Raw genomic sequence first — 19,918 nt, 5'->3', positions numbered from 1 at the left:
TGTTATTTTGCTTTCTTATACTCTTCTATTAATTCCAACAATCGGACTTTACAGAACAAATATCCAACTGGAAGAAATATTGTTATAAACATCATGATTACTGCTGCATAAAGCTTTCTTGGAGCAACAGCCAAATATTTTGCATAAGCTTTTTCTGCAATAAAACCCTTATCTCGCCCACCATCAATAGATAAGGCGACTTCCTCTTTCTTCTGCAGCAAGACTAAGTAAACACCTTGTAAGATTTCCTGTTGACGACGTAAGTCAAGATATTCACGCTCATAAGTAGGAACATTCCCCATCTTATCCAAAACTTGCTTTTCCTGTGCCTTTAAATCAGACATAACCGCATTTAAACTCTTACGTGTGTTATCAACAGAAACGATAACACTTTCACGCAATTTCTCAATTTGCTTTTCTGCTACTTCATTCAAAGGGTTATTATCTTTTGATGTTTTCTGCATTTTTTCCCACTGAATTATTGCTTCATTATAAGCTGCAACTGAATTCCCTTTTTCACTGCTACTACCTGTTGATAAAACAGGAGGCACCAATTTATACTGATTTTTAGGATCTTCCAGGTATTTACTCAATAAGTCAATCATATACTTTTGAGATTCCAGCTCAATCAGTTTCTCACGGTATAACTTTAATGCTTCCGAGTAAAACTGAACATCATATTCTACATCTGTCATACGATTCTTTAACTTATATAACTCAATAGAACGTTCTATTTCTTTCAACTGAGTCATTACCTCATCTATTCGCCCTTCTAAAAAGAGAAAAGATTTTTTACCATCTTTACGCTTCACCGCCATCTCAGAAATATTATACTCTGCCATCAAAGTGTTCAGCAAATCTACGCCTCTCTCCTTATTATGATCCTTATAAGCTATTTCTATTGTATTTGCAGTTTCAGAATAAGTATCATATTCTATTTCATCTGATAAATCCTCAGCAATCCAAGAAGCAGGAGAGATTGTTACATCTAATTTAATTTTTTTCTTTTCACCTCCTTCTCGATAATTTATATTCACTATTCCCTGCTCTAATTTAAGTTGAGCCGGTAAAGAAGGAAAGAAAAATTTCTCACCTGTTTCTTCCATTTTAATGGCTACTGCCCCTGTTTGATCAATATTTATACGGAAAACTATTGACTCTTGTAAGTTTTCTCGCATTACAGAGTCAAGTGAAACAACAATTGGAGAATTCTTATACAGTTTCTCAAAAGAAAAAGGTTTCTCATAAGTTACATCCAAGCCTAATGCTAAAACTACCTTAGTCAATAAAGCATTTGACTTTAAGGTAGCCATTTCATCATCTACATTAATCGCACCAGAAGAACCTCCACCAAGCCCAAATGAACGCATCAAACCAGCAGCTTCCCCCATGCTTATACCGCCACCATTATTTAGTGACTTTTCATCCTGAATACGAAGCATAGCTTTTATTTCATACGTTTTTGGATAAAGAACTAAATAAAGAATTGCCGGTATTAAAGATATCAGACCAGCTATAGCGAACAGCCTCCAGTGATATAAATAGTTGACTATAATCAACTTAAGGCTTACAACCTCATCCTCTTTATACAAATCTTCCATATTCTTATTTAGTTATTTTTAATACTAATTACCATAGCCACAATTACTGATACTGAACTAATCAAAGAAGTAATCAAAGACATTGTAAACTGACGATCCGAACTTGTTCTAGATCTCAATTTTGTCTTGATAGGTTCAACATATACCACATCATTCTGCTTTAAATAAAAACACGGGGAAGAAAAAATATTTGGATCTGTAATATCTAAACGATATATTTCTTTTTTCCCTTCATTTTCTCTTATGACCAAAATATTTTTTCGATTTGCTGTTAAAGGTAAATCACCCGCCATACCTATAACATCCAAAATAGTTACTCTATCATTTTTAATAGAATAAGAACCAGGCCTGTTGATTTCCCCCATCATTGTAACTTTAAAATTAAGTAATTCAACCTTTACCAATGGTTTGTCTTTTACATATTTAGAAATTTTATTTTGTAAATCAGCTGCTAATTCCTGACGTGTCAAACCCGCAACATGTATTTTACCTAATACAGGAAATTCTATATCACCATTTTTATCTACCAAATAAGTATACATAGACTGAGAAGCAACAATAGGCTGTTCTCCTTCCGCTGTAGAATAAGAATAAACCGGAGGATTGAATGGGGCAACTGATTCCGGATCCCAATTACTTACAGTTATAGAAAGTAAATCATCAGAAGTAAGCTTAGTCGAATAAGTTTGACTCATTGCTTCCAACTGTTCAGGAGTTAAAGAGTCAACACCCTGAAAATAAATTACATCTCTAGGCTGTGCACAAGCTGTTAGCAATACACAAAAAACTGCGAATAATAAATCCTTAAATTTCATTACGTTGTTTATTGACTTTGAACTGCAAAGATAACACTTTCGTATCATTTGCCATAAATTAAAAATCTCAAAAATTTCTCTACAGTAAGTATAACGATGAAAATAATCCAAAATTGTCTTAGACTGAAAAAAGTTGATGCAATCAAAATGTAAGAATAAAAAAATTCGTAACCGGAGACCTTCGTTTCAAATGAATGCTTATCTTTGGACACATAAGTTAATTGCATTAGACACCTATGACAAACCTCTTGATTTTATCAACTTAGTAAGGAAAAAGGGAAGTTTATGCAAAACTAAAGAGATAAATAATGAAGTCAACTGACTTAATGTTTAACATAAAAAAACAGGCAACCATTTTGACTTTTCAATTAGCATTTACAATTATGAGAATTTTCATCTGTATATCCACTCTGCTAAGTTTATTTATTATTTTTTCATGCAGTGATGATGATTTAGAAATAAAACATATCTCTGAATTACAGACATATATTCAGAGGAACATACCAAAACAATCTGTTATTGCACACAGAGGTACTTGCATATGGGCTCCGGAGAATACTGAAGCGGCTATGCGGTGGGCAAGAAATTCTGGAGCAGACTATTTGGAATGTGACCTGCAAAGGACATCTGATGGATACATTGTACTTTACCATGACATGACACTTCAAAGCAAATCTAATGTCAATACCATATTTAAAAACACAAATAAAATCTATATTAGTGAATTCACTCTTGAAGAATTATTGAAACTGGACTTCGGATACTGGTTCAACAGAGACCATTCTGAATATGCCAGAGAATCTTTCTATAATTCTGACATATTAACTCTAGAAGATTTAATAATGATATGTGAAGGATATAAAATAAAAAGAGACAAAAATAACAGACGTATCTTCAAAAAAATAAATAACCGCATTATTACAGAATATGAGCCTGATAGCACAGACAATGGAAACAGACCCGGCATATACATTGAAATTAAATATCAAGATTTGCACAAAGGTATTGAACAAAATATAAAGGATGAATTACTACGTTTAGGCTGGTATGCACACAATTCGTCTGAACTTAAAGAAATAAGAACTAAGGTTGGATGTGTAAACACAGCAAACACTCCAGCCAGAGTTGTTGTGCAGACTTTTTCAACAAACACATTAAAAGAGCTAAATAGAGTTTTTAACCCAATTATTCCTATTTGTCGTTTAATAGCTGAAAATGAAAAAACAAAAGTTGATGAAAAAACTTACAAAAAATGGATCAACGAAGCTGTAAAATATAATGCCGTAATAATCGCACCAAGTATTAATTCAGATTATCCGGATAATTTTTTGGATTTACTTCAACCATGGATGTATGATTTGATTAAAGAAAGTGGATTATTAATACATCCCTTTACATTCAACAAAACTACAGAAATAGACTATTATAAGGATATGTGTGATGGATATTTTTGCAATGACACATATTCCGCAGTAAAACATTTGAATAAGAAGAATGATCTTGATTTCAGTTCCGGTGAAAATATTTTAAATAGTTTAGGTTATTAGTTTTTAATTAATCCAATTTCACGATTCTGCTTCTAAATACAAATGATATTTAGCGATAAAACTAGAGTATGCTTATATTCGAATTTTATATGTGTAGCCATGGTAAAAATGATATTTTCCGTACTTTTGTAAAAATATTCTGAATATGTTTACTATCGGTAATTACAATAAGCTGAAAATCGTCAAGATACTTAGTTTTGGGGCTTATCTGGACGGTGGAAACGGGAAAGAGATCTTACTGCCGACCCGCTATGTTCCTAAAAACGCGAAGGTAGATGACGAAGTGGAGGTTTTTATCTATCATGATAACGAGGGCAGACTGATCGCGACGACTTTGCACCCCAAGGCCGTCGTGGGTGAATTTGCTTTCTTGCGCGTCAAGTCGGTCAATACAACGGGGGCTTTCTTAGACTGGGGACTCATGAAAGATCTGCTGGTGCCTTACAAAGAGCAAAAGGTAACTATGAAGGAAGGCAAATGGTATCTGGTTTATGTCCGTCTCGACCCGGTAACGCAAAGGATCATGGCGTCTGAAAAGATCGAGAAGTTCCTCAATAATATTCCGCCTCAATATAAGTATAATCAGGAAGTAGACCTGATGGTGGTGGAAGATGGAGAAATAGGCTATAAGGTGATCGTCAACAACCTGCACTGGGGAATGATCTACCACAACCAGGTCTTTCAGCGCCTGGAAAGAGGCGAGCACCTGAAAGGCTATGTGAAAGAAGTGAGAGATGATGACAAATTGGATATCAGCCTGGCGCCTTTAGGGTATCAGAAAGTTGACGGAATAGCGAAAGTGATATTGGATGCCTTGCAGATGAAAGGCGGATTTTTGCCTGTCCACGACAAGAGTGATCCGGATGTGATCTACTCGCTGTTCCGGTGCAGCAAAAAAGCCTTTAAGCAGGCTGTCGGCGCTTTGTACAAACAGCATCTGATCACGATTGAAGAAAACGGCATCCGCCTGACAGCACAACCCTGAATAAACCAATGAAGAGGATAAAAGCCGGCATCTTTTTCTGTAAATGCCCGGTCTTTTCCCATAAAATAAACGAGAACCGCAGGCAATCCTCGTTGGATTTGTCTCCGATTCTCGTTTATTCTGAGTGACACCTATTATTTCCCAGCTTGGGAAGTAAAAAAGATGCACCTTTATTATATCTCAATTAAAGAAGATCTTTCAGACGACCTTCAGCCTGCAGCTTGATGATCAATTCGCCAAACAGCGTATTGGCCCAGGCAAACCAGGGGCGCGTGTAATCTTTAGGATCGTCTTTATGGAACGATTCATGGATAAAGCCGGTTCCAGCTTCCGTATCCCGAATCGTCTCAATGCAGTATCTGATTTCCTTTTCATCGTTTGAAGTATTGGCCAGCATAATCAGACTCATCGGCCAGATGTAATCAGGGCCAATGTGCGGTCCGCCAATTCCTTCGGCAGCTTTTCCCTTGAAGAAATACGGGTTAGCCTCGCTCCATACAAAACGGCGCGTATTCTGATAGATCGGATCGTTCACATCCACACAGCCCAAGAACGGCAAGGCGAGCAAGCTCGGCACATTGGCATCGTCCATCAGGTTGCGACCGCCAAAGCCATCGACTTCAAAGGCATAGAGCTGTCCGAATTCCGGATGCTCAATAATTCCATATTTCTTGACGGCTGCCTCTACTTCGGAAGCAAGGGCTTCGCAACGACCGGCAAATTCGGTATTATTCTTTACTGTCCGCAATATTTCTGCCAACTGGCGCAATGAGGTAATCGCAAACAGATTAGACGGAATCAGGAATCCGAAGATAGTCGCGTCATCCGAAGGACGGAAAGAAGAGACAATCAGTCCGACCGGTTTCACCGGGCTGCCAAAGCCATTCAGCAATGTATCGCTTTGCTTGGCCGTGGTACGTCCAAACTGATACGGGCCATTGTTTTCCTTACGCTGTTGCTCAATAAAGGTCTTGTACACCAGCTCCATGGCCTTCATCCATTCGTCATCGAATACGGAGCCGTCGCCGGTCTCTTTCCAATAATGATAAGCCAGACGGATCGGATAGCATAAAGAGTCGATTTCCCACTTGCGTTCATGCAGTTCCTTCTTCATCTCGGTATGATCAGATTCCCATTCACTTCCGGTCGGGCCTTCATTGAAGCCGTTTGCATACGGGTCAATCAGGATGCAATCGGCCTGGCGGCGAATGACGCCCTGCAACATTTCCTGCAGTTTCTTATCATTCTTGGCCAATACGACATAAGGATATACCTGAGCCGACGAGTCACGCAGCCACATCGCATGAATATCGCCTGTTAAAATAAAAGTATCAGGTTTTCCGCCTTTCATCTTGAACTCGCAGGTAGTATCCAATGTATTGGGGAAACAATTCTCGAACATCCATGCTAATTTGGGATCTTTGATATGGGCTTTCACTTCAGCCAATTTAGCCTCAACAGCCTCGGAAGTAAACTTACGGGCACTTTCTGCCGGACGTTTGGTTGTGAAATCATTCCACACTTTAGCTGCCTGCTCTGTAAAAGAACCGGACTGCTCAACAGAAGGAGTTGCCTTAGCGTCTGTCTGAGCGAACAATTTATCACCTATTACTAACCCGGCCAAAGAAAGAGATCCTGTTTTCAGAAAATTACGTCTTGTCGTCATAAAGTTATTTTGCTTTTAATGGTATTTATTTACCGACTGCCTGTTTAGGAATGCGGGCGAGCGGTTATGTTTTTCTCTATTTGACCCACAAATGTACAAAAAAAAGAAAAGCTTCCTATCAATCCTGATAAGAAGCCTCTAAATCTTTGCGTATCTGCTTTCTCTTTTCAGAGATCAGCCCAAATACGACTTTAAGAGTTTGCTACGCGTTCCTTGTCTTAATCTTCTAATTGCCTTTTCCTTGATCTGACGAACCCGCTCACGAGTGAGGCCGAATTTATCGCCGATCTCTTCCAATGTCATCTCCTGACACCCAATACCGAAAAACATTTTGATTATCTCACTTTCTCTTTCGGTCAATGTAGCAAGTGCTCTATCAATTTCCTTAGATAATGACTCGTTCATTAACGACCGGTCAGCTACAGGAGCATCATCGTTCACAAGTACATCCAAAAGACTGTTGTCTTCGCCTTCTACAAACGGGGCATCCACTGAAATATGACGTCCTGATACTTTCAAGGTATCCGAAATCTTATCTACAGGGATATCCAGTTCTTCTGCCAGTTCTTCGGGAGAAGGACGACGTTCATTTTCCTGTTCGAATTTTGAGAAGGCTTTACTGATCTTGTTCAGTGAACCCACCTGATTCAACGGAAGACGAACAATTCGCGACTGCTCTGCCAAGGCCTGCAAAATAGACTGGCGAATCCACCATACAGCATACGAAATAAACTTGAAACCTCGTGTTTCATCAAACTTTTCTGCGGCTTTTATCAGCCCCAAGTTGCCTTCATTTATCAAATCCGGCAAACTCAAACCTTGATTCTGATACTGTTTTGCGACAGAAACTACGAAACGCAAGTTCGCTCTTGTCAACTTCTCTAATGCTTTACGGTCTCCTCTTTTAATAGCCTGTGCCAATTCAACTTCTTCTTCTACTGTGATAAGATCTTCCCGACCTATTTCCTGAAGGTACTTATCCAAAGAAGCGCTCTCGCGATTGGTAATGGACTTTGTAATTTTTAATTGTCTCATCCAACGATTAATGAAAATACAGGGTACAAAGATAAATAAATTCTATCAAAAGAACAGGCTGAACACTTAACATGTTCAGCCCATTATAGTCCTTTAACATTTTATAAGTGTCTTCCGTAGGGAAAGACCCTATAAAATCTGCTTATTCAGCCAAGTCGATAGCGTAATATTTTGTCCGGCCATTCGGATAGAAACCTTTGATGAACAAGCCCTGGTCTTCCGCACGACCATGTAAAATATCATCTACAATTTTCTCCAGATCTTCCGGAGTCTTTACACGCTGGTTGTTTACAACCATGATGATGAAACCTTTCTTAATGCCGGCATCCTTCAACTTACCGTTGGTCAATCCGGTCACTTCAATACCATAGCTGACGCCATACTCACGTTTTTCCTTATCTGTCAAAGCCTTGAATGCTCCACCAAGTAATTCAGTTCCATCACTCGGTGTAACCACCTTCGTGCTTCCCTGGGCATTCTTCAACTGCACTTCAAAGCTCTTTTCAGTACCTTTACGATTTACCTTTACGGTTACTTTATCACCCGGGCGGTATTTACCGATCTGTTCCTGCAGGGCATTTGCCGATTTCACTTTTACACCATTCACAGAAATGATCACATCACCAACTTCAATACCAGCTTCTTTAGCCACACTGCGGTCAGCAAACTCGGCTACATAAGCACCTTCTGAAACCTTGATGTTTTCTTTCATGCCTTTCAGCTCTTCTTTATATTTATCCGGTACATTCGGCATACTCAGCTGATCCATGATGTCGCCTACTCCAATAATCTGTACACCCAGCACAGCACGCTGTACGGTTCCGTATTGCTTCAGGTCGCTGGCAACCTTTCCCGCGATACTGATAGGTACAGCAAATGAATATCCGGCATAACTACCCGTCTCTGAATAGATGGCTGTATTGATTCCAACCAGTTCACCTTTGGTGTTCACCAAGGCGCCACCACTATTACCCGGATTGACAGCCGCATCAGTCTGGATAAAAGACTCAATCTTACTCTTGTCGCCCGAGCCTAAAGAAATACCACGGCCTTTGGCACTTACAATACCGGCAGTCACCGTTGACGTCAGGTTGAACGGATTACCGACAGCCAAAACCCATTCACCGACCTTCAGCTTTTCAGAATCACCAAACGGGATAGTTGGCAGATCTTTTGCGTCGATCTTGATCAAGGCGATATCCGTAGCCGGATCAGTTCCTATCAGCTTGGCGTCGAACTTCCGGTTATCGTTCAATGTTACTTCCAGCTCGTCAGCACCTTCAATCACGTGGTTGTTGGTGATGATATATCCATCGGTAGAAATGATCACACCCGAACCCGCACCCACACGCGGCTGTGCTTTCGGACGTTGGAAACTTCCGCCGCCACCAAATCCGAAGAAATATTCAAACGGATCTATATATTGTCTCTGCGAAGCTGATTCATCAGCATTCTGTGTTGCCATGATATGCACCACGCCATGAACCGCACTTTCGGCCGCCATGGTAAAATCAGTATTTTCGGCAGCTACCGAAGCATAATTCACCATGCGTACCGGCTGACTAAACACATTCGATGTACTGTCGCCTGATACCAAATACTGCTGATGATTCATCATATAAGCACTTGTACCGATTGCGGCACCCGAACCTACGGCTGCAACTAAGGCAACACCCAAGACTCCTTTCCAAATTGTATTCATAATCATTCTATCTAATTAGGTTCAACATTCAATTTTAACACTTTCGTTACGACAAAGAAAGAGCAAAAAATGTACAAGTATTTCTTTTCCATCCCATTTTTTATCACTTTTAACGACCAATATCTCAGGCTTAACCGGGGTTAACAGTACTTTGTGATGCAAAGTACCTTTTTAACAGTCCATTTTCTGCCATTCTTTCTGTATCATCATAAAAACAGACCTAAAATGGCAGAAAAAGCTTATTATGCTGCCAGAAGTTCTCTGGAAAAATAGTTTTTATCTTCCAAACCTCCTATTTATTCCCAAAACTAACGTATCTTTGTAGCCATGCAGTTTGCCAGTCTGTCGCTCATCCGCTTCAGCAGATGTGAGGAAAGTCCGGGCAACACAGAGCACTATACTTCCTAACGGGAAGCAGGCCGCGAGGTTTGAGTAACGTAACAGAAAAGAACCGCCGGGTTTCGGCCCGGCAAGGGTGAAAAGGTGAGGTAAGAGCTCACCGGGTCTTTTGGCAACAAGAGATGCCGTACGTCTTATAGGTTGTAAGGTCATGTATATCGGCGCACGTAGGATGGCTCGTCCGATGCCGAGGGGTAGACCGCTTGAGCCTGTTGGTGACAACAGGATTAGATAAATGGCAGACACTTTATATCTTGGTATAAAGGACAGAACCCGGCTTATCGGCAAACTGCATTTTTATTTTCTCCTAAAATAGAACCATCCTAATCAATTAATCCTTATCTTTATTGGCAACGATCAAGAGTTTTTCAGCATCATGACAGAAGTAAAATCACGTATCCAAAAAATAAAGGAATTCCTGAACTGGGCGATTCATTTCGTCACTTACGATATCTGGCGAATTACAGAAAACGAAGTGAGTGGCCTGAAAGTAATCTATATCAATGCGATTAAAACGATTATTTTAGCTGTCCGTGGTTTTCAGAGCGAGAATTTGCAGACGAGGGCTTCGGCTCTGACCTACAACACACTGTTAGCCATCGTTCCTTTACTGGCCGTATTATTAGGCATCGCGAAAGGATTCGGTTTTCAGAACACGGTGCGGAATACCTTACTGGATTATTTCCCCGGACATCAAATAGAACTCGATAAAGCCTTCGAGTTTGTAGACAGTTATTTAGCACAGGCACAGGGAGGCGTTATTCTCGGAATCGGTTTAATCCTGTTGTTTTATACTGTCATCAGCCTGATCTCGTCAATTGAAGATACCTTCAACGACATCTGGCAAATCAACAAATCACGTCCATGGCTACGCAAAGTAACAGACTATCTGGCTCTGTTCGTCATCATGCCGATCCTGTTGATTTCCTCAAGCGGTATATCAATCTTCCTCTCGACGCTGCAAAACTCATTTCTGCAGCATTATCTGTTTCTGACGCCTATTGTCGAACTGATCCTGACAATTACGCCTTATGTATTTACATCGCTGGCATTTACCGGACTCTACATCGCCTTGCCCAATACCAAGGTAAAATTCCTGAACGGACTGATTGCAGGAATCATTGCCGGTTGTGCCTTTCAGTTCTTCCAATTGCTATACATCAGCGGACAGATTTGGGTCAGTAAGTATAATGCCATTTACGGTAGTTTTGCCGCCTTGCCGCTGTTGCTTTTATGGTTGCAGTTGTCCTGGCTGATCTGTCTGTTTGGAGCGGAACTGTCATACGCTTCGCAGAATGTAAAGAAGTTCAGCTTCGAACGTGACAGCACGCACATCAGCCGGCGCTACAAAGATTTCCTTACACTGCTGATCGCAACGCTTATCATCAAACGCTTTGCGGAAGGCGGACATCCTTATACAGCCGACAAATTGTCTGTCATGTATAAAATTCCGATTCGAATCACCACGCAGATTCTTTATAACCTGACAGAATTAGGCATTATTTCAGAAGTGGTTATCGGGAATGACAACCGGATTATCCATTATCAGCCGGCCGTCGACATCAACAAGATCAGTGTAGGCTATCTTTTCAGCAAACTGGATCAGCACGGATCAGAGAATTTCAAGATCGACACTGAAAAGCTGTTCAACAATGAATGGAAAACGCTGCTCAAAATCAGGGAAGACATGATGCAGAACAACGACAAAATCCTATTGAAGGACCTTTAAGCGACCGACTAAAAGTGCATTGACAGATAAATGCCACAAGCGCCGTTGCCGGCTACCGGACTAATCGTCAGGTTATGTTCTTTGGCAAACGGACGAGTAAACAGATACGAACTGCCGGCTCCGATCACCGCACCGGCGGCCACATCCCACCAGTCGTGTTTCTTGCCATAAACACGGCTCCAGCCGACATAGGTAGAAACGACATAAGCCGGAATGCCCCATTTCCAGCCATAGCGGCGTTGGATAAAAGCAGCTCCGGCAAAAGAGATAGAAGTATGCATCGACGGAAAGGAATGCATATCACTCCGATCCGGCCGTTCTTTCTTGACGATATATTTCAAGGCATACGTCAGGCCGACGGTTGTCACACCCGACAACGCTCCCTGTTTCAATCCTTCCCAATCCTGCAAGGTCAAGACGGTTGCCAGACTGGCCACCGGCGTAACAAAAGCCAATACATCACCCGAAGTACGTACCGCTTTACGGCTTCCGGTAACTTGCAGCTCCTGCCCTGCCGCAGACGCGAACAGGCTAAAAGCCAATAGGGCTGACAATACATATCGATACATAACTATCCAACGAATATAATGAGTTTAGGTACAAAGACGATGAGTCCCACAACAGCAGCAGCTATGGCCAATATCAGAACAGCTCCGGCAGCCAGATCCTTCGTCCGCTTGATTGCTTCGTTGTATCCCGGCGAGACCAAATCGGCCAATGCCTCGATCGACGAATTGATGGCCTCAGCCGCCAATACCAATCCGATCGCAAAGGTTATGACAATCCATTCGGCTGCCGAAAGCCCCAGCACAGCACCTGCCACAACGACGCAGACAGCCGCAAAACAATGAATCCAGGCATTATGCTCATACCGCACCAACAACCAGATTCCATGGAAGGCATACTTAAAACTCCGCAACCTTTTCCGCCAGGTAAATCCGCTGTTCTTCATCTTCCGTTCTTACCAACGATAATATGTATCATGTTTATGTTTCGGAGGCTTCGGACCTTTATGAGGTTTCGGAGCCTTATGATGATGCTTGGGAGGCTTCGGCGGTTTATGCGCATGATGATGAACCGAGCAGGATGACAATCCCATACTTACAATGGCAGCACAGAGTATATACAACAACTTTTTCATACATTCCCTCAGAATAAAGTTAGACAAAAAAAGGCCGCTGAATGAATCAGTGGCCTTTGTGGAGCTGGAGAGATTCGAACTCTCGTCCAAACGAGGAACCAATCTGCTTTCTACATGTTTATCTTCGCCTTCGATTGTCGGGAACAAGCAAGACCGAAGCCACCCACTTGAACCTTATCCTCTAAAACTTCATCTGCCGCCCGAGGCGTGCGTCAGACTATCTCCGATATTGCTGCACCACCGGTTCGGAACGCTTCGGAGCAACAGCATCCGGGTGATGTCACGTCCCCGCAACTTTTGCAGGGATTAAGCTTCAATCTACTATTCTTCGATTAAGCAGCGAGAGCGTAATTGTTTTCGCCAGTTAATTGTTCGCCGTCTGAGATTTAAGTGCAAGCCGACCACGCACTACATGCTTACAAACCGCTTCTACCCGCTGTCAAAACCGGTCAGCCCCTTTCCTTAATAAGCATTCGGTTTGCAAAAGTAGCGATTTATTTTTCTCTTTGCAAGCCAATGATCGGAATTTTTTCGCCGACTGTTTTCAGTACTACAGAAACATCCGTCATCCAATCGGTTGACTGACCTGCCGATGACGGCTGTTTCTTTCGTTTATTTCTTCCGTTCTTTAATCGAAGACGCCGATTTCCTGGAACCAGTCTTCTGCCCGGTTCGGCCATTCGTTCACCATGCAACCCGTGTCACGCAAGCCGTATCCATGACCGCCCGTACTATATAAATGCATCCAAGCCGGAACTTCGGCCTGCTTGAGCGCATAATAATAGAAGAGACTGCTGTTGATAAACGATTTATCGTCTTCTGCCTGAATGATCATCGTTGGAGGAACGTCTTTGGTCACTTTAATTTCCGGAGCCAGGCCGAAGTTTTCTCCATCCAAATAAGCCGGATAAACCAACAGACAGTAATCCGGACGACAGCTGACCTTGTCGGCTTCATCCACTGCCGGATAACTGCGCTGGTTAAAAGTTGTCGAAGCCATTACGGACAGATGTGCACCGGCCGAAAAGCCCATCACACCAATTCGGTCCGGATCAATACCATATTTTTCCGAATGGGCACGTACATAACTGATGGCCCGCTGCACATCCTGCAAAGGAGCTTCATGCTTTGGCCTGCCTTCACGGCGAGGAACCCGGTATTTCAGCAGAATGGCTGTAACGCCCAACTCGTTGAGCCAGTCGCAAATCTCGGTTCCTTCCAGATCATATGCCAAGATATTATAAGCACCACCCGGACAAACTACCATGGCCGCGCCCGAAGCTACATCTTTTTCTGCCGGATAAATCGTTATTTCCGGACTACTGATGTCTGTAATCCGTGTTACATTTATACCTCCTACCTGTCCGCCCGTAGCATCACGCTTCTCGGTCAGTTTCACCTTCTCACCGGGAGCGCCGTTCGGAAACAGCAGGATTGTCTTTTCTTGTGCCAATGCCATATTCAACATAAGAACACCCGTTACCAATAAAACCAGCTTTTTCATAGAAGCATTTGTCAATGATTAAACCAACAATAATCAGCGAATCGTGATCTTGCAATCGTCCAGACTGTCGATAATAGCCAGACTTTCTACATGGATTCCCATTTTCCGCAGTACATTTCCTCCATCCTGAAAGGCCTTTTCAATGATAAATCCCATGCCGGCGATATGTGCACCCGACTGTTTAGCCAGATCGACAATACCCAATGCCGCATTACCGAAGGCTAGGAAGTCGTCGATAAACAAGATACGGTCGTCAGGTGTCAGGAAATTATTGCTGATACAAACCGTATAATCCCGGTCTTTCGTAAAAGAATGGACAACGGTCGTCAGCATGTTCTCCATCGTCTTTGGTTTCTTTTTCTTGACAAAGACAACCGGAAGCTGCATAATATATCCCACCATAATAGCCGGAGCAATTCCACTGGCTTCGATGGTAACAATCTTATTGATATTCTCATTCGAGAACCGTTTGATGAACTCCTCCCCGATCTTGTACATCAACATCGGATCCATCTGATGGTTGATAAAGCTATCCACCTTCAGGATGCCGCCCGGATAGCAGCGGCCGTCTTGCATAATACGTTGTTTTAATAGTTCCATATATGTATGTTTCCAATTTTAATTCGTATCCACTCGTCAATTCACCCGACAGCATTTAACCGGTCTCTGCCGGATTCTTATCGCGCAGCTGCCGGTCCATTAACCCAAATCCGGCGAAGAATTGTCTTTCCGACATCCGCCGTACACCTTTCCGCCGATCAGCGGAAGGATTTCCTCCGACCGGCGCACACATTTCCGCCGACCGGCGGAAAGTCAGTTCCCTGGCAGCAAAATAATAATTTCCCGGCAGAAACGCCTTACTTTCCGGACAGAAACGTATGAATAATCCGTTTATCGCCCGAAAGCAGCCTGATGCCGGATTAGTCTTCTGCCTTATCTTCCTTCACCCGAATGAGTATATTCGAGACGATAGCCGCCAATCCGCCGGTTGTAATACCAGAGGAAAAGACACCCTTAATGGCTTCCGGAGCCGCTTTCAGGATATCGGGCATCAGTTCAACGCCCAAACCCAAGGAAAGACTGACAGCTAATACCAATGTGGCCTTCCGGTTGATTTCCTGCGCCGCAATAATACGGATTCCCGCAGCTGCTACCGTACCGAACATCAGCAAGGTGGCACCGCCCAATACGGCATCCGGCATCAGGGAAAAGACAATTCCCACCACAGGGAACAAGCCTAACAGCACCAGCATGGCAGCAATGTAGTAACCCACGTAGCGGCTGGCCACACCGGTCAGCTGAATGATACCGTTGTTCTGGGCAAAAATAGAGTTCGGAAAGGAATTGAAGATACCGGCCAGCAACGAATTGAAGCCATCGGCCATCACTCCGCCCGACACCCGTTCCAAGTATTTGTCTCCTTCAATAGACTTTCCGGAAATCAGGGAATTGGCAGTTACATCACCGGTTGCCTCGATGGCCGTAATCAGATAGACCAGGCCAATGGCAATGATGGAAGAGATATTGAATTCTACGCCATATTTAAACGGGACAGGAATATTCAGGTTGGTCAGACTTTGGGAAGAAGCGGCACTCATATCGACCATTCCCAAAGCAAACGAAAGCGCATAGCCCACACACAAGCCCAACACGATTGAACTCATCCGCAGGTATTTATTCTTACAACGGTTGAAGAACAGGACACTTAAAAGAACAGCTGCCGCTACACCGATGTGCTTGATGCTGCCAAACGTGCCGTCGTCCATTGCCCCATAGCCACCGCCACAAGAAACGACTCCGACTTTTATCAGGCTCAAACCGATCAGCAGGACGACAATACCGGAAACCAGAGGCGTGATGATGTTGCGCATATACTTAAACGTCCGGCTGACAATCATCTCGACCGGCGCGGCCGCCATACACGAACCGAAAATCAAAGGCAGTCCGCCCATGAGTCCGGCCGAAATAATCGGACCGATGAATGAAAAGCTCGTACCCTGAATACAAAGCAGTCCCGCTCCGATCGGACCAAAGCGGCGGCACTGAATAAAGGTAGAAATACCCGAGGCGAACAAAGCCATTGAAACCAGGAAACCGGTGGTTTCCAAATCGAGCTTCAAGGCACTCGCGATAATCAGAGGAGGAGTAATGATGGCTACGAATATAGCCAGCAGATGCTGCACGGCGGCAAATAAAGCATCCTTAAAAGGCGGACGATCTTCTATTCCATAGATCAGATCGGTCTGCTTGACCGGCTGTATCGTCTCTTCCAGTTCTTCCGTATTAATCTTCATGCGTTATAAATGAAAAGGTAAGACCATTATTTCTTTCTTTCGTATTGCCATTGCGTGCGGACAACCACAGGACGATGGTCTGACTCGACAGGCGCATCCACCACCTCGGCTTCCCGTTTCCTGAAGGTGACCGGAACCAGTTTGCTCACGGCAATATAATCTAATGTACAATTCGGCGTATCAGCCGGGAAAGTATATTCATCGGCAGCCGTCAGCAGGACAAAATGCTTCAGGACTTCCTGAATAAACAAGGACTCAGAAGTCGCATTCCAGTCGCCGGCAATAAATACCGGTTTCCTGAACCGCCCGAATTCTTCCAAGATGACAGGAAGCGAGGCCATCCGGTCTTCTTCCGTCAGCGAAAGATGAACGCAGGCGTACACATAATCAGGATATTCCAGCATCAGTAATCGACGAGCCTCTTCCCGACCGGGCAAAGCCCGCGAATAGACATGAAGCGGCTTCTCTTTAGCCAACATGCCTATTCCGTATTTTCCCCCGTCGTAATCAATCGCCGGAGCATAGACATCATACATGCCTGTCAGCCGGGCCAACTCGCCCAAGACATACGTCTGTCCGCTTCGCTGCGTCATACTGTCCAGCTCCTGCAACGCCACTAAATCCGGATTTACCCGTCTGATAACTTCAGCTATCCGCGTATAGGAAATAGAATCATCCAGTCCTCTTCCATTCCGGATATTATAACTCATCAGACAGGTTTCTTTCACGGAAGGACGGCACGAGAACAGACAGGCGGCAATGCCCAACAACAGGCACCAGATTCCATATCGCGAATCCTTCAGCATCGTCGGTTTTATTTCAAGACCTCACGCAACGATTTCTCCATATCCAGAATATCTTCTTCCGTCGTATCCCAGGAAGTGACAAAGCGTGCTTCGTTCTTCTCTTCGTTCCACATATAGAAGAAGTATTTCTCCTGCAATTTCTTCAGCGGCTCGTCCGGAATAATGAAGAACAGCTGGTTGGATTCAACCTTCTGTGTCATCCGAATCTGAGGGAACTCGGCCAGGACATCAGCCAGACGTTTGGCACAAGCATTCGCATGGCGGGCATTCTCCAGCCATAAGTTATTCTCCAGATAAGGGATAAACTGAGCCGACATATACCGCAATTTAGAAGCCAGCTGAGCCGATTGCTTACGGATAAACGGAAGAGTCTCGGTCAGTTCCGGGTGGAATGAAATCACTGCCTCACCCATCATCATACCGTTCTTCGTTCCGCCGAAGCTCAGAATATCTACTCCGGCATCGACTGTTACTTCTTTCATGGAGCAGTTCAGGTAAGCACACGCATTGGCCAAGCGGGCACCGTCCATGTGAAGATACATATCATGAGCATGCAACAAGTCGGCTATTGCCTTCACTTCATCAATCGTATAGACAGTTCCTAATTCAGAAACCTGGGAAATGTAAACGGCCTTCGGCTGCGAATGATGGCAAACCCCGAAATTATGCAAATGCGGCTTGATCAATTCAGGAGTCAATTTACCATCAGGCGTCGGAATGGTTACCAGCGCGCAACCGCTCATCCGGCCCGGAGCACCGCATTCATCCACATTGATGTGAGCTGTTTCCGCACACAGAATGCTATGATACGAACGGGTCACAGCCTGTAAAGCTACCGAATTGGCGCCCGTTCCGTTAAACAGGAAAAACGGAGAAGCCGTTTCTCCAAATACTTCTTTAATCTTAGCCGTTGCTTGAGCGGTCCAAGGATCATCACCATAGCCAACGGCATGATTGTCGTTTGCCTTGATCACAGCATCCATAATCAACGGATGGACACCGGAATTGTTGTCACTTGCAAAACTTCTCATTTTAATATAAGCTCAAATTTTCTGCAAAGATAGCGCATAACCGACAAACTGACCGATGATGCGCTATCTTTATTTTCAGAATTTGCTTTATTATCTTTCTTTTATTATTTCCCTGTTCCGTTTTTCTGGAAATATTTCTGGAAGAAGAGTATCTGGTAATCGATGGAATTATTCCAGTAATCGCCGTTATGTGCGCCTGGCCGGAGCAGGAAATCATGATCAATGCCTTGCTTCAATAAGGCTTCATGGAAATTCTTATTCACTTCGAGGAAGAAGTCGTCATAACCACAGTCGATAATCAGGGCCAGCTGACCTTTCTTCATCGAAGGCACCAGGTTAATGACCGTATGAGCATCCCAAACAGACTGATTGCTGGCTTCTTCTCCCAACTGATCACTCATATTCCAGTTCTTCGGGAAAGGACGGATGTCTACACCACCGCTGGTCGTTCCGGCAGCACCAAATACATCGGAGTGACGAATGGCATTCCACATCGCGCCGTGTCCGCCCATACTTAATCCCGTAATGGCTCTTCCTTCCCGACGAGCTACCGTTTTATAATGTTGATCTACGTAATTAATCAGTTCTGAGGATATAAAGGTTTCATAACGTACATTCGCATGCAGCGGACTGTCCCAATACCAGCTGTTCTCGCCATCCGGACAAATAAAGATAATTCCTTTCTCGTCAGCTATCTGAGGTAAGTTCGGTTTAACACTGATCCACGTAGCATAATTTCCACCATGCCCATGCAAAAGATAAATCACCGGACAGGCTTTCTGCGCGGCAGCATCCGGAAGTACCACTACCGTCTTAATGTCTTTCTGCATACTCGGGCTCTTCACCAACACCGTATCCACCTTTGCGGCCTGGGCGCATACAACCACCAGCAAAGCCGCCAATACAACAATCAGTCTTTTCATTTCTATGTATAATTTATCCGTTAAAAGTCTGCTACTGGTTCAATACATGCAAGGTATGACAGGCTACCAAGGCCGCCGTTTCCGTCCGCAGACGGCTTTTGCCCAAAGAAATCGATTCAAAGCCATGCTGCATGGCACACTGGATCTCTTCCGGACTGAAATCGCCTTCCGGACCAATCAGGATTAACGCATTCTCATTCGGATGATAAATATCCTTGATCAAAGGTTTCTCGCCTTCTTCACAGTGAGCGATAAACTTCCGTCCGTTGAAAGGCTGACTGACAAAGGCCTTGAAGTCGGTCATTCCATGTAAAATGGGAAGCGTTGCTTTCTGCGACTGCTTCATGGCACTGACCAGAATCTTTTCCAGACGGGCCGGCTTTACTTCTTTCCGCTCTGAGAAACGGCAGTTCAGACAAGTAATTTCGTTGATACCGATCTCGCAGGCTTTTTCGGCAAACCATTCCATCCGGTCCATATTCTTCGTGGGAGCCACTGCGATATGTACATAAAACGGCCACAAATCTTCCTGCTTCCATGATTCCTGCACCGTCACTTCGCAATGCTTCGGATGAGCTCTTGCGATAAGCGCCTTGTAAAACGAACCTTTTCCGTCTGTCAACAGGATTTCATCTCCTTCCGTCAGACGCAATACCCGAATGCAATGTCCGGCTTCTTCTTCTGGTAATTCCGGATTTACGGCAATATCCGGAGTATAAAATATCTGCATACCTGTTCTT

At 43.7% G+C, this 19,918-nt stretch carries 18 protein-coding genes and 2 other RNA genes; 4 read left to right on the top strand and 16 right to left on the bottom strand.

All coding sequences use genetic code 11. The features are described 5' to 3' along the window. Positions 1–2 precede the first annotated feature (2 nt). The gene (locus NEE14_RS14790) at positions 3–1,601 is read right to left on the bottom strand and encodes a GumC family protein (RefSeq protein ID WP_251967496.1); all 1,599 of its coding nucleotides are present in this window, start codon (positions 1,599–1,601) and stop codon (positions 3–5) included. Between the two features lie 8 nt (positions 1,602–1,609). Continuing rightward, positions 1,610–2,416, bottom strand: a complete 807-nt coding sequence (locus tag NEE14_RS14785; protein ID WP_251967497.1) for a polysaccharide biosynthesis/export family protein — start codon at positions 2,414–2,416, stop codon at positions 1,610–1,612. A 308-nt stretch (positions 2,417–2,724) separates the two neighbouring features. Here NEE14_RS14785 and NEE14_RS14780 point away from each other — a divergent pair, with 308 nt between their 5' ends. Together NEE14_RS14780 and NEE14_RS14775 are read left to right on the top strand one after the other, a co-directional pair. After that, positions 2,725–3,963, top strand: a complete 1,239-nt coding sequence (locus NEE14_RS14780; protein ID WP_251967498.1) for a glycerophosphodiester phosphodiesterase family protein — start codon at positions 2,725–2,727, stop codon at positions 3,961–3,963. A gap of 145 nt (positions 3,964–4,108) precedes the next feature. Then, positions 4,109–4,948, top strand: coding sequence for a CvfB family protein (locus NEE14_RS14775; protein ID WP_251967499.1), 840 nt, complete (start codon positions 4,109–4,111; stop codon positions 4,946–4,948). Between the two features lie 184 nt (positions 4,949–5,132). Here the strand turns inward: NEE14_RS14775 and NEE14_RS14770 are convergent, their stop codons facing one another. From NEE14_RS14770 to NEE14_RS14760, 3 genes are all read right to left on the bottom strand, one after another. Continuing rightward, positions 5,133–6,614, bottom strand: a complete 1,482-nt coding sequence (locus NEE14_RS14770) for a glycoside hydrolase family 125 protein (RefSeq protein WP_251967500.1) — start codon at positions 6,612–6,614, stop codon at positions 5,133–5,135. A 174-nt stretch (positions 6,615–6,788) separates the two neighbouring features. Further along, entirely contained in the window at positions 6,789–7,649 is an 861-nt protein-coding gene (locus NEE14_RS14765) for a sigma-70 family RNA polymerase sigma factor (RefSeq protein WP_251967501.1), read from the bottom strand. Positions 7,650–7,791: 142 nt separating this feature from the next. Beyond that, positions 7,792–9,351: a Do family serine endopeptidase gene (locus NEE14_RS14760; RefSeq protein WP_251967502.1), complete on the bottom strand. Its 1,560-nt coding sequence runs from the start codon at positions 9,349–9,351 to the stop codon at positions 7,792–7,794. 329 nt (positions 9,352–9,680) lie between these two features. Here NEE14_RS14760 and rnpB point away from each other — a divergent pair. Together rnpB and NEE14_RS14750 are read left to right on the top strand one after the other, a co-directional pair. Then, positions 9,681–10,047, top strand: an RNA gene (gene rnpB, locus NEE14_RS14755) — RNase P RNA component class A. Between the two features lie 79 nt (positions 10,048–10,126). After that, positions 10,127–11,479 carry a YihY/virulence factor BrkB family protein gene (locus NEE14_RS14750; RefSeq protein ID WP_251967503.1) on the top strand — a complete coding sequence of 451 codons (1,353 nt, stop codon included), beginning with the start codon at positions 10,127–10,129 and terminating at the stop codon, positions 11,477–11,479. 8 nt (positions 11,480–11,487) lie between these two features. Here the strand turns inward: NEE14_RS14750 and NEE14_RS14745 are convergent, their stop codons facing one another. The 11 genes from NEE14_RS14745 to NEE14_RS14695 all read right to left on the bottom strand — a co-directional run bounded on the left by NEE14_RS14745 (position 11,488) and on the right by NEE14_RS14695 (position 19,908). Then, on the bottom strand, positions 11,488–12,048 hold the full coding sequence (locus tag NEE14_RS14745) for a phosphatase PAP2 family protein (RefSeq protein WP_251967504.1): 561 nt from the start codon (positions 12,046–12,048) through the stop codon (positions 11,488–11,490). A 2-nt stretch (positions 12,049–12,050) separates the two neighbouring features. After that, positions 12,051–12,431 (bottom strand): diacylglycerol kinase family protein, encoded by a 381-nt coding sequence (locus NEE14_RS14740; RefSeq protein WP_251967505.1) that lies wholly within the window; start codon positions 12,429–12,431, stop codon positions 12,051–12,053. A 9-nt stretch (positions 12,432–12,440) separates the two neighbouring features. After that, the gene (locus tag NEE14_RS14735) at positions 12,441–12,620 is read right to left on the bottom strand and encodes a hypothetical protein (RefSeq protein WP_251967506.1); all 180 of its coding nucleotides are present in this window, start codon (positions 12,618–12,620) and stop codon (positions 12,441–12,443) included. Between the two features lie 56 nt (positions 12,621–12,676). Beyond that, positions 12,677–13,077, bottom strand: a transfer-messenger RNA (tmRNA) gene (gene ssrA, locus NEE14_RS14730). 171 nt (positions 13,078–13,248) lie between these two features. After that, the gene (locus NEE14_RS14725) at positions 13,249–14,124 is read right to left on the bottom strand and encodes an alpha/beta hydrolase (protein WP_251967507.1); all 876 of its coding nucleotides are present in this window, start codon (positions 14,122–14,124) and stop codon (positions 13,249–13,251) included. Positions 14,125–14,157: 33 nt separating this feature from the next. Further along, entirely contained in the window at positions 14,158–14,724 is a 567-nt protein-coding gene (xpt, locus tag NEE14_RS14720) for a xanthine phosphoribosyltransferase (RefSeq protein ID WP_251967508.1), read from the bottom strand. A gap of 320 nt (positions 14,725–15,044) precedes the next feature. Further along, complete coding sequence (locus NEE14_RS14715) at positions 15,045–16,418, bottom strand: nucleobase:cation symporter-2 family protein (protein ID WP_251967509.1); 1,374 nt, start codon at positions 16,416–16,418, stop codon at positions 15,045–15,047. Between the two features lie 26 nt (positions 16,419–16,444). Continuing rightward, positions 16,445–17,224 (bottom strand): endonuclease/exonuclease/phosphatase family protein, encoded by a 780-nt coding sequence (locus tag NEE14_RS14710; protein ID WP_251967510.1) that lies wholly within the window; start codon positions 17,222–17,224, stop codon positions 16,445–16,447. Between the two features lie 8 nt (positions 17,225–17,232). Continuing rightward, positions 17,233–18,255 carry a threonine aldolase family protein gene (locus NEE14_RS14705; protein ID WP_251967511.1) on the bottom strand — a complete coding sequence of 341 codons (1,023 nt, stop codon included), beginning with the start codon at positions 18,253–18,255 and terminating at the stop codon, positions 17,233–17,235. Positions 18,256–18,359: 104 nt separating this feature from the next. Continuing rightward, on the bottom strand, positions 18,360–19,178 hold the full coding sequence (locus NEE14_RS14700) for an alpha/beta hydrolase (protein ID WP_251967512.1): 819 nt from the start codon (positions 19,176–19,178) through the stop codon (positions 18,360–18,362). A 31-nt stretch (positions 19,179–19,209) separates the two neighbouring features. After that, the gene (locus tag NEE14_RS14695) at positions 19,210–19,908 is read right to left on the bottom strand and encodes a 16S rRNA (uracil(1498)-N(3))-methyltransferase (protein WP_251967513.1); all 699 of its coding nucleotides are present in this window, start codon (positions 19,906–19,908) and stop codon (positions 19,210–19,212) included. Positions 19,909–19,918 lie beyond the last annotated feature (10 nt).

It is taken from the genome of Parabacteroides sp. AD58, from assembly GCF_023744375.2.
GTDB lineage: Bacteria > Bacteroidota > Bacteroidia > Bacteroidales > Tannerellaceae > Parabacteroides > Parabacteroides absconsus.
The sequence above is the reverse complement of the archived record's forward strand: the minus strand, read 5'-3'. Positions and strand labels throughout refer to the sequence as shown.

Bases quoted from the DNA above. Each gene is read 5' to 3' on its own strand.
- NEE14_RS14780 (WP_251967498.1), top strand. From the start codon at position 2,725: ATGAAGTCAACTGACTTAATGTTTAACATAAAAAAACAGGCAACCATT.
- xpt (WP_251967508.1), bottom strand. From the start codon at position 14,724: ATGGAACTATTAAAACAACGTATTATGCAAGACGGCCGCTGCTATCCG.
- NEE14_RS14765 (WP_251967501.1), bottom strand. From the start codon at position 7,649: ATGAGACAATTAAAAATTACAAAGTCCATTACCAATCGCGAGAGCGCT.
- NEE14_RS14735 (WP_251967506.1), bottom strand. From the start codon at position 12,620: ATGAAAAAGTTGTTGTATATACTCTGTGCTGCCATTGTAAGTATGGGA.
- NEE14_RS14770 (WP_251967500.1), bottom strand. From the start codon at position 6,614: ATGACGACAAGACGTAATTTTCTGAAAACAGGATCTCTTTCTTTGGCC.
- NEE14_RS14700 (WP_251967512.1), bottom strand. From the start codon at position 19,178: ATGAAAAGACTGATTGTTGTATTGGCGGCTTTGCTGGTGGTTGTATGC.
- NEE14_RS14760 (WP_251967502.1), bottom strand. From the start codon at position 9,351: ATGAATACAATTTGGAAAGGAGTCTTGGGTGTTGCCTTAGTTGCAGCC.
- NEE14_RS14695 (WP_251967513.1), bottom strand. From the start codon at position 19,908: ATGCAGATATTTTATACTCCGGATATTGCCGTAAATCCGGAATTACCA.
- NEE14_RS14775 (WP_251967499.1), top strand. From the start codon at position 4,109: ATGTTTACTATCGGTAATTACAATAAGCTGAAAATCGTCAAGATACTT.
- NEE14_RS14750 (WP_251967503.1), top strand. From the start codon at position 10,127: ATGACAGAAGTAAAATCACGTATCCAAAAAATAAAGGAATTCCTGAAC.
- NEE14_RS14790 (WP_251967496.1), bottom strand. From the start codon at position 1,601: ATGGAAGATTTGTATAAAGAGGATGAGGTTGTAAGCCTTAAGTTGATT.
- NEE14_RS14745 (WP_251967504.1), bottom strand. From the start codon at position 12,048: ATGTATCGATATGTATTGTCAGCCCTATTGGCTTTTAGCCTGTTCGCG.
- NEE14_RS14785 (WP_251967497.1), bottom strand. From the start codon at position 2,416: ATGAAATTTAAGGATTTATTATTCGCAGTTTTTTGTGTATTGCTAACA.
- NEE14_RS14715 (WP_251967509.1), bottom strand. From the start codon at position 16,418: ATGAAGATTAATACGGAAGAACTGGAAGAGACGATACAGCCGGTCAAG.
- NEE14_RS14725 (WP_251967507.1), bottom strand. From the start codon at position 14,124: ATGAAAAAGCTGGTTTTATTGGTAACGGGTGTTCTTATGTTGAATATG.
- NEE14_RS14740 (WP_251967505.1), bottom strand. From the start codon at position 12,431: ATGAAGAACAGCGGATTTACCTGGCGGAAAAGGTTGCGGAGTTTTAAG.
- NEE14_RS14710 (WP_251967510.1), bottom strand. From the start codon at position 17,224: ATGCTGAAGGATTCGCGATATGGAATCTGGTGCCTGTTGTTGGGCATT.
- NEE14_RS14705 (WP_251967511.1), bottom strand. From the start codon at position 18,255: ATGAGAAGTTTTGCAAGTGACAACAATTCCGGTGTCCATCCGTTGATT.